6 protein-coding genes are annotated in these 7,361 nt (G+C 59.6%); 4 read left to right on the top strand and 2 right to left on the bottom strand.

From position 1 onward, the window contains the following. Positions 1-155: 155 nt before the first annotated feature. Positions 156-2,111 (bottom strand): acetate--CoA ligase, encoded by a 1,956-nt coding sequence (gene acs, locus SLW74_RS02970; RefSeq protein WP_065986974.1) that lies wholly within the window; start codon positions 2,109-2,111, stop codon positions 156-158. A gap of 446 nt (positions 2,112-2,557) precedes the next feature. Here acs and SLW74_RS02965 point away from each other — a divergent pair, with 446 nt between their 5' ends. Further along, positions 2,558-2,824, top strand: coding sequence for a DUF2790 domain-containing protein (locus tag SLW74_RS02965; protein WP_369304632.1), 267 nt, complete (start codon positions 2,558-2,560; stop codon positions 2,822-2,824). A 164-nt stretch (positions 2,825-2,988) separates the two neighbouring features. Here the strand turns inward: SLW74_RS02965 and SLW74_RS02960 are convergent, their stop codons facing one another. Further along, a complete protein-coding gene (locus SLW74_RS02960; protein WP_065986966.1) occupies positions 2,989-4,542 on the bottom strand; it encodes a sigma-54-dependent transcriptional regulator in 1,554 nt (517 codons plus the stop codon). Positions 4,543-4,813: 271 nt separating this feature from the next. Here SLW74_RS02960 and phhA point away from each other — a divergent pair, with 271 nt between their 5' ends. From phhA to SLW74_RS02945, 3 genes are read left to right on the top strand one after another with little or no spacing between them, the layout of a single operon-like run. Further along, positions 4,814-5,602, top strand: a complete 789-nt coding sequence (phhA, locus tag SLW74_RS02955) for a phenylalanine 4-monooxygenase (RefSeq protein WP_410928089.1) — start codon at positions 4,814-4,816, stop codon at positions 5,600-5,602. 50 nt (positions 5,603-5,652) lie between these two features. Continuing rightward, on the top strand, positions 5,653-6,009 hold the full coding sequence (locus SLW74_RS02950) for a 4a-hydroxytetrahydrobiopterin dehydratase (RefSeq protein ID WP_192135438.1): 357 nt from the start codon (positions 5,653-5,655) through the stop codon (positions 6,007-6,009). A gap of 1 nt (position 6,010) precedes the next feature. Continuing rightward, positions 6,011-7,207, top strand: a complete 1,197-nt coding sequence (locus SLW74_RS02945) for an amino acid aminotransferase (RefSeq protein ID WP_410928088.1) — start codon at positions 6,011-6,013, stop codon at positions 7,205-7,207. Positions 7,208-7,361 lie beyond the last annotated feature (154 nt).

Below are 7,361 nucleotides of genomic sequence, written 5' to 3'. Positions count from 1 at the left end.
GCCCACGGAGCGAGACCGGAGTGAAGGAACCCGACGAAGTCGGGCCCAACCGAGAGCAAGCACCCTTGGTTACTTGGGGTGCTTTTCCAAGTAACTCGCCGAAGGCGAAACAGAGGCCGTTAGGCCGACGCCCTTGATCTTACGAAGCACGCCCCTCAGGCAGCAGTCATGGTCTTGTGCGTCTCCACCAGATGCGCCACCACACTCGGGTCGGCCAGCGTAGAGATATCGCCCAGCGCGTCGTACTCCCCGGTGGCAATCTTGCGCAGGATACGGCGCATGATCTTGCCGGAACGTGTCTTCGGCAGGCCCGGCGCCCACTGAATCACATCCGGCGAGGCGATCGGACCGATCTCCTTGCGCACCCAGTTACGCAACTCGATGCGCAGCGCCTCGTCCGGCACCTCACCGCCATTGAGGGTGACGTAAACGTAGATGCCCTGCCCCTTCAGATCGTGAGGCACGCCCACGACGGCCGCTTCGGCGACTTTCGGGTGAGCCACCATCGCGCTCTCGATTTCGGCGGTGCCCATGCGGTGGCCGGACACGTTGAGCACGTCATCGACGCGGCCAGTGATCCAGTAGTAACCGTCTTCATCGCGACGAGCGCCGTCACCGGTGAAATACATACCGCGGAAGGTCTTGAAGTAAGTGTCGACGAAACGGTCATGATCGCCGTACAGGCTGCGCGACTGACCCGGCCACGAGTCGAGAATGACCAGATTGCCTTCCGCCGCGCCTTCGATGAGGTTGCCCAGGTTATCCACAAGGGCCGGAATCACGCCGAAGAACGGACGGGTCGCCGAACCCGGCTTCAACGCAATAGCGCCAGGCAACGGGCTAATCAGAATGCCGCCGGTCTCGGTCTGCCACCAGGTGTCCACAATCGGGCAATTCTTGTTGCCGACGGTGTTGTAGTACCAGTTCCAGGCTTCCGGGTTGATCGGCTCGCCAACCGAACCCAACAGGCGCAGGCTCGAACCGTCGGCGCCTTCTACGGCTTTGGTGCCCTCGGCCATCATGGCGCGGATGGCGGTCGGCGCGGTGTAGAGGATGTTGACCTTGTGCTTGTCGACGATTTTCGACACGCGAGTGATGTCCGGGTAGTTCGGCACGCCTTCGAACAGCAGCGTGGTGGCGCCGTTGGCCAGCGGTCCGTAGACGATATAGCTGTGGCCAGTAACCCAGCCGACGTCGGCGGTGCACCAGTACACTTCGCCCGGACGGTAATCGAACACACGCTCGTGGGTCAGCGCGGCGTACAGCAGATAGCCCGCTGTGGTGTGCAACACGCCCTTCGGCTTGCCGGTGGAGCCGGAGGTGTAAAGGATGAACAGCGACTCTTCGGCGCCCATTTCTTTCGGCGCGCAGGTGCTTGAGGCCACGTCCAGCAGCGAGTGGTACCAGATGTCGCGATGACGGTTCCACTCGATATCGCCGCCGGTGCGCTTGCACACGATGACCTTCTGTACGCTCGCCGTTTCCGGGTTGGTCAGCGCACGGTCGACGTTGGCCTTCATGGGCGTTTTCTTGCCGCCACGCAGCCCTTCGTCTGCGGTGATCACCACCTTCGATTTGCAGTCGATGATGCGACCGGCCAGTGCTTCCGGGGAGAAACCACCGAATACTACCGAGTGAATCGCACCGATACGCGCGCAGGCCAGCATGGCCACAACGGCTTCCGGGATCATCGGCATATAGATAGTGACGACGTCGCCGCGGTGGACATCCTGCCCGCGCAGCGCGTTGGCGAACTTGCAGACTTCTTCGTGCAGTTCGCGATAGGTAATGTTGCGGCTCTCGGAAGGATCGTCGCCTTCCCAGATGATCGCAATTGAATCACCGCGCTCGGCAAGATGGCGGTCGAGGCAGTTGTAGGAAACGTTCAGGGTGCCATCGGCGAACCACTTGATGTCGACGCGGTGGTCGTCGAAGGAGGTCTGTTTGACGGTGGTGAATGGCTTGATCCAGTCAAGGCGCTGGGCTTGCTCGCGCCAGAAGCCATCGGGGTTGACCACCGACTGCTGGTACATCGCCTTGTAGGTCGCCTCGTCAGTCAGCGTGTTGGCTGCCACTTCAGGGCGGACGGGGTACAGGGAAGCCGCACTCATCTTTCTTACCTCGGTGGAAATGTTGTTGTTTTATGACCCTGTTGTATCCGCCGACGGCTGCAAAGGCCATTCGACGATGGTCTTACCGCTCCCGAGCATAGCGCCGAAAGCAGGTGACGTGCCCGGCTTCAGGCAAATCTTCATGTCTCGGCTACGACCAAAGAATCCATGGGCGCCTGCGAACAACCTGCATACGACGATTGTTGCCGATTTGCTCAATAGACTTTATCAAAATGGTTTCTATATGAATTCCGGAGAGGGGCATAGAATCCGTTCCGCCAACACGGCAACTGATTGATTAACAACAGCCCCCACGCTGGACATCGATCAACTAACCCACCCGGTCATCATTCGCTTCACTCAGAGCCCCACAAGGATTCTGTGCACCCTGTCGACCGCACTTTCTGCGCCGCAGTGTGAATGAAGCAACTTAGAGGAAACGAGTAATGAAAGCTGCACTGGTTGTAATGGCTCTTTGTGGTTTCAGCGCCATGGCAATGGCAGAAGAATCCGGCGCAAAAGTGGCCGCCCAGCAACAGCGTGTCGAGGAGTACACCTACTCCACAAAACTGGATATCGCGAAAGTCATTTCGGTGGATGAAGTGCCGAACGTCTGCCGGGTCGTCCCCCAGCACATGACCTACGAAGACTCGCAGGGCAAACGCCACGTGCTTGAGTATCAGGTCATGGGTAACGGTTGCAGCAACGGCTGATCAGCCATCTGTTTCGTTGAGTTGAGCGCGCGACTTATTTAAAGAAGCGCGCTTGCTCATGTAATGCGGTGTGTCCGTTTATCTGGCTGTTATCTGTCTGAGTGAAGCGCGGGCAAGGTGGACCGCCACTCCAATCACTCCCCTGTAGTTAATCAGCACATCGTTCAACGTTGGCCTATTCCATAGTGCTTCAACTTATTGGCCACCGTTGTATGGGAAATACCCAGTCGCTTGCCTAATAACCGGCTGCTCGGGTGTGCTGCATATAACTGTTCAAGTACTGCTTTCTCGAATCGCCCGACAATATCTTCCAATCCGCCTTCCAGAGAAAAGTCGCCCAAGGGTTGGCGCACGCCGTAATCCGGCAGGCGAATATGTTCGGCGTTCACTCGTTTGCCGTCGCACAACGAAACCGCCTGAAACAGGACATTCTCCAACTGCCGGACATTGCCGGGCCAGTGGTATTGGCTGAGGCGTTCCATGGCCGCGGGCGCCAGCCGAGGCAAGGTGCAGCCGATCTGCCGACTGGCCTGATCGAGAAAATGCTCCACCAGCGGCGCGAGACCGTCCATGCACTCGCGCAGGGGCGGAATGTGCAAGGACAACACGTTAAGCCGGTGGTAGAGGTCCTGGCGGAATTCACCCCGGGCGCAGAGTTCGGACAAGTCCACTTGCGTCGCGCAGATGATGCGCACATCGAGATACACCTCTTCGTCGCTGCCTACCCGTCGAAAGCAACCTTCCTGCAGATAGCGCAGCAGTTTCGCCTGCAACCGCGCGCTCATTTCCGCGACGCCGTCGAGAAACAACGTGCCGCCCGAGGTCAATTCGAGCAGCCCCAACTTGCCTTCGGCGCGCGCACCTTCAAACGCACCGGGGCCGTAGCCGAACAGCTCGGTCTCGGCCATGGATTCGGAAAACCCCGCGCAGTTGAGCGCCATCATCGGCGACTGACCGCGCGGGCTGGCGAGATGACAAGCCCGCGCCAGCAATTCCTTGCCGGTGCCGGTCTCGCCTTCGATCAGCAACGGCGCATCCAGCGGGGCCATGCGCCGGGCCTCCCGAACCACCGCCGCCATCACCTTCGAACTCTGAAAAATGCTGTCGAAACCGCGCAACTCCTGCTTGCGCACGTTATAGATGTGCTCGCCGACCCGGTCGGCGCGGTGCAATGTCAGCACGGCGCCGGCCATGGCTTCGCTGTCTTCGTGCTCGGATTGCAGGGGCGCGATGTCCGCGAGAAAAATGTCGCCCTTTACCTTCACGCGCAGGCCATTGATGCGCGAGCGGTTGGCGCGCACCAACTGCGGCAGGTCGAAATCCTCGGCGTAACGGGACAGCGGGATGCCCGGCACCTCATCGACCCGCACGCCCAGCAACTGCGCCGCAGCGCGATTGGCCGCAACGATGGAGCCGCCCATGTCGATGGAGAGCACGGGAAACTCAAGGGCGCCAAGCAAGGCATTGAGCTCCATATGCCGACGTTCGCTGGGCATTAATCCCACACGCTTGACGCCGAATACCCCGGCTATGGTCTCGAATTTCGGCACCAGCGCCTGGAACTGCAGATTGATCAGGTTCGGGCAACGCAGATAGATGGCATCGCCATGCTCACCTCCCACTTCGCCACCGGAGACGTTGACGCCGTAGGCCACCAGCAGCTCAAGGATGTCGCGCAGGATGCCAACGCGATTCTGACAATGGACTTTGATACGCATGGAGAGCTCGCGGACGTGGCATCGATTTCAGGTTCGTTCAAGTTTATCGTCAAGAATACGTTACAGCGCAAGGGCCGGAGGCGACCGCGCGGCAATTACATACGAGCCTATCCATGGGATCGTCACGTTTTCTTTACGAATTGTCGTAGCGTTTCAGGCAAATCGAGCGAAAGCCCCGCGTCCGGAAGCGCCAAATCAGCTATCAATAGGCCCATCAAGTTCATCCCAAATCGCGTTGCTCCATATAAGAACAAGCCATCAGGAGAGCCCCATGAGTACCCAGTACGTCGCACGCGAGCCGGACGCCACCGGTTTCATTGATTACTCCGACGCCGAACACAGAATCTGGAACACCCTCATCACCCGCCAGCTCAAGGTGGTCGAAGGCCGTGCGTGTCAGGAGTATCTGGATGGCATCGAGCAGCTCGCCCTGCCCCACGACCGTATTCCGCAGCTCGGCGAAATCAACCGCGTGCTGGGGGCAGCCACGGGTTGGCAAGTCGAGCGCGTGCCGGCGCTGATCCCTTTTCAAACCTTCTTCGAGTTGCTGGCGAGCAAGCGATTTCCGGTCGCCACGTTCATTCGCAGCGAAGAAGAACTCGACTACCTGCAAGAGCCCGACATCTTTCACGAGGTTTTCGGACACTGCCCGTTGCTGACCAACCCGTGGTTTGCAGAATTTACCCACACCTACGGCAAGCTCGGTCTGGCAGCCAGCAAAGAGCAGCGCGTGTATCTTGCCCGCCTCTACTGGATGACCATCGAATTCGGCCTGGTCGACACGCCACAAGGGCGCAAGATCTACGGCGGCGGCATCCTCTCTTCGCCCAAGGAAACCGTTTACAGCGTGTCATCGACCCCTGAACACCAGCCCTTCGACCCGATCGAAGCCATGCGCACGCCCTATCGCATCGACATTCTGCAGCCAGTGTATTTTGTACTGCCAGACCTCAAGCGCCTGTTTGACCTCGCCCATGAAGACATCATGGGCATGGCGCGCATGGCGGCTGAACGGGGCCTGCACGCACCAAAATTTCCCTCAAAAACGAAAGCCGCCTAAAACAAAGGCTGCCTGAACAAGCAGCCCGAACCCGATCAAGGAATTTGCCAATGACCGCTCTCAATCAAGCCCAGTGCGAAGCCTGCCGCGCCGACGCCCCGCAAGTCAGTGACGCCGAGCTGCCGGATTTGCTCAAGCAGATCCCGGACTGGAACATCGAAGTGCGTGACAGCGTCATGCAACTGGAAAAAGTCTTCCTGTTCAAGAATTTCAAATTTGCGCTGGCGTTTACCAACGCTGTCGGCGAAATTGCCGAGGCCGAAGGTCACCACCCGGGTCTGCTGACCGAATGGGGCAAAGTGACCGTGACCTGGTGGAGCCACTCCATCAAAGGGCTGCACCGCAACGATTTCATCATGGCCTCCCGCACAGACGAGGTGGCCAAAAGCGCCGAGGGCCGTAAGTAAAATGCATTTCTCACAGATTCAGCGCGTACCGGACGATCCCATCCTGGGCCTGATTCAGGCCTACGCCAAAGACCCGAATCCGAGCAAGTTCGACCTGGGCGTGGGCGTCTATAAAGATGCGCAGGGCCTGACCACCATCCCCCGCGCGGTGAAAATCGCCGAGCAGCGACTGGTCGACTCGCAGCCCACCAAGAGTTACATCGGTGGCCATGGCGAACCGCGTTTCGGCACGCTGATCTGTGAACTGGTCATGGGCGCCGATTCGCCGCTGATCGCCAGCAAACGCGTCGGCGCCACCCAGACACCCGGCGGTACCGGCGCGCTGCGGTTGAGCGCAGACTTCATTGCCCATTGCCTGCCGGGCAAGGGCATCTGGTTGAGCGATCCGACCTGGCCGATTCACGAAACCATCTATGCGGCGGCGGGCCTGAAGGTCAGTCACTACCCCTACGTGGGCCGCGACAATCAGCTCAACGTGCCGGCCATGCTGGAGACGTTGAAAACCATTCCCGAGGGCGACGTTGTCCTGCTGCACGCGTGCTGTCACAACCCGACCGGGTTCGACCTGTCCCGTGATGACTGGCACGCGGTGCTGGAAATCGTCAAGCAACGCAACCTGCTGCCGCTGATCGACTTCGCCTACCAGGGTTTTGGCGACGGTCTCGAGGAGGACGCCTGGGCGGTTCGCCTGTTTGCCGGCGAGCTGCCTGAGCTGCTGATCACCAGTTCCTGCTCGAAAAACTTCGGTCTGTACCGCGAGCGCACCGGCGCCTTGCTCGTCTGTGCTGACACCACAGAGAAGCTGATGGACGTGCGCAGTCAGCTGTCGGCGACGGCCCGTAATCTGTGGTCGAACCCGCCGGATCATGGCGCCGCCGTGGTGGCCGAAATTTTGGGCGATCCTGAATTGAAGGCCCTGTGGGCTGGAGAGGTTGAGGAGATGCGCAGCCGCATTGCGCAACTTCGGGTTGGGCTGGTCGAGGCACTCACGCCGCTGGGTCTGGGTGAACGTTTCGCCCACATTGGCGTGCAGCGCGGCATGTTTTCCTACACTGGCATGAACGACGACCAGGTCGCGCGTCTGCGAAACGAGCATAGCGTGTACATGGTGGCGGCGGGTCGAGCCAACGTTGCGGGGATTGACGCCACGCGACTGGATGAACTGGCAGCGGCGTTTGCGGCGGTTTGCAAGGACTGAGGCGCTCACCGAGTCGACGCTTTTAAAGGGCCGCGCGCATGTTGCAGGAACCCATCCTCACTACATGACCAGCGGCCCGCATTTAAAAGTCTGATTGTCATTTGTACTGCTGTATCCTCCCTGAGCGTTCTCGGACGCGCTGTTCAATTCAGCC

It is taken from the genome of Pseudomonas sp. W5-36 (assembly GCF_046540455.1).
GTDB lineage: Bacteria > Pseudomonadota > Gammaproteobacteria > Pseudomonadales > Pseudomonadaceae > Aquipseudomonas > Aquipseudomonas graminis_B.
Note: the sequence above shows the minus strand (reverse complement) of the source record. Positions and strands in the feature narration are given on the sequence as shown.

Coding starts and splice junctions, on each gene's coding strand:
- SLW74_RS02960 (WP_065986966.1), bottom strand. CDS start 4,542: ATGCGTATCAAAGTCCATTGTCAGAATCGCGTTGGCATCCTGCGCGAC.
- SLW74_RS02950 (WP_192135438.1), top strand. CDS start 5,653: ATGACCGCTCTCAATCAAGCCCAGTGCGAAGCCTGCCGCGCCGACGCC.
- SLW74_RS02965 (WP_369304632.1), top strand. CDS start 2,558: ATGAAAGCTGCACTGGTTGTAATGGCTCTTTGTGGTTTCAGCGCCATG.
- phhA (WP_410928089.1), top strand. CDS start 4,814: ATGAGTACCCAGTACGTCGCACGCGAGCCGGACGCCACCGGTTTCATT.
- acs (WP_065986974.1), bottom strand. CDS start 2,111: ATGAGTGCGGCTTCCCTGTACCCCGTCCGCCCTGAAGTGGCAGCCAAC.
- SLW74_RS02945 (WP_410928088.1), top strand. CDS start 6,011: ATGCATTTCTCACAGATTCAGCGCGTACCGGACGATCCCATCCTGGGC.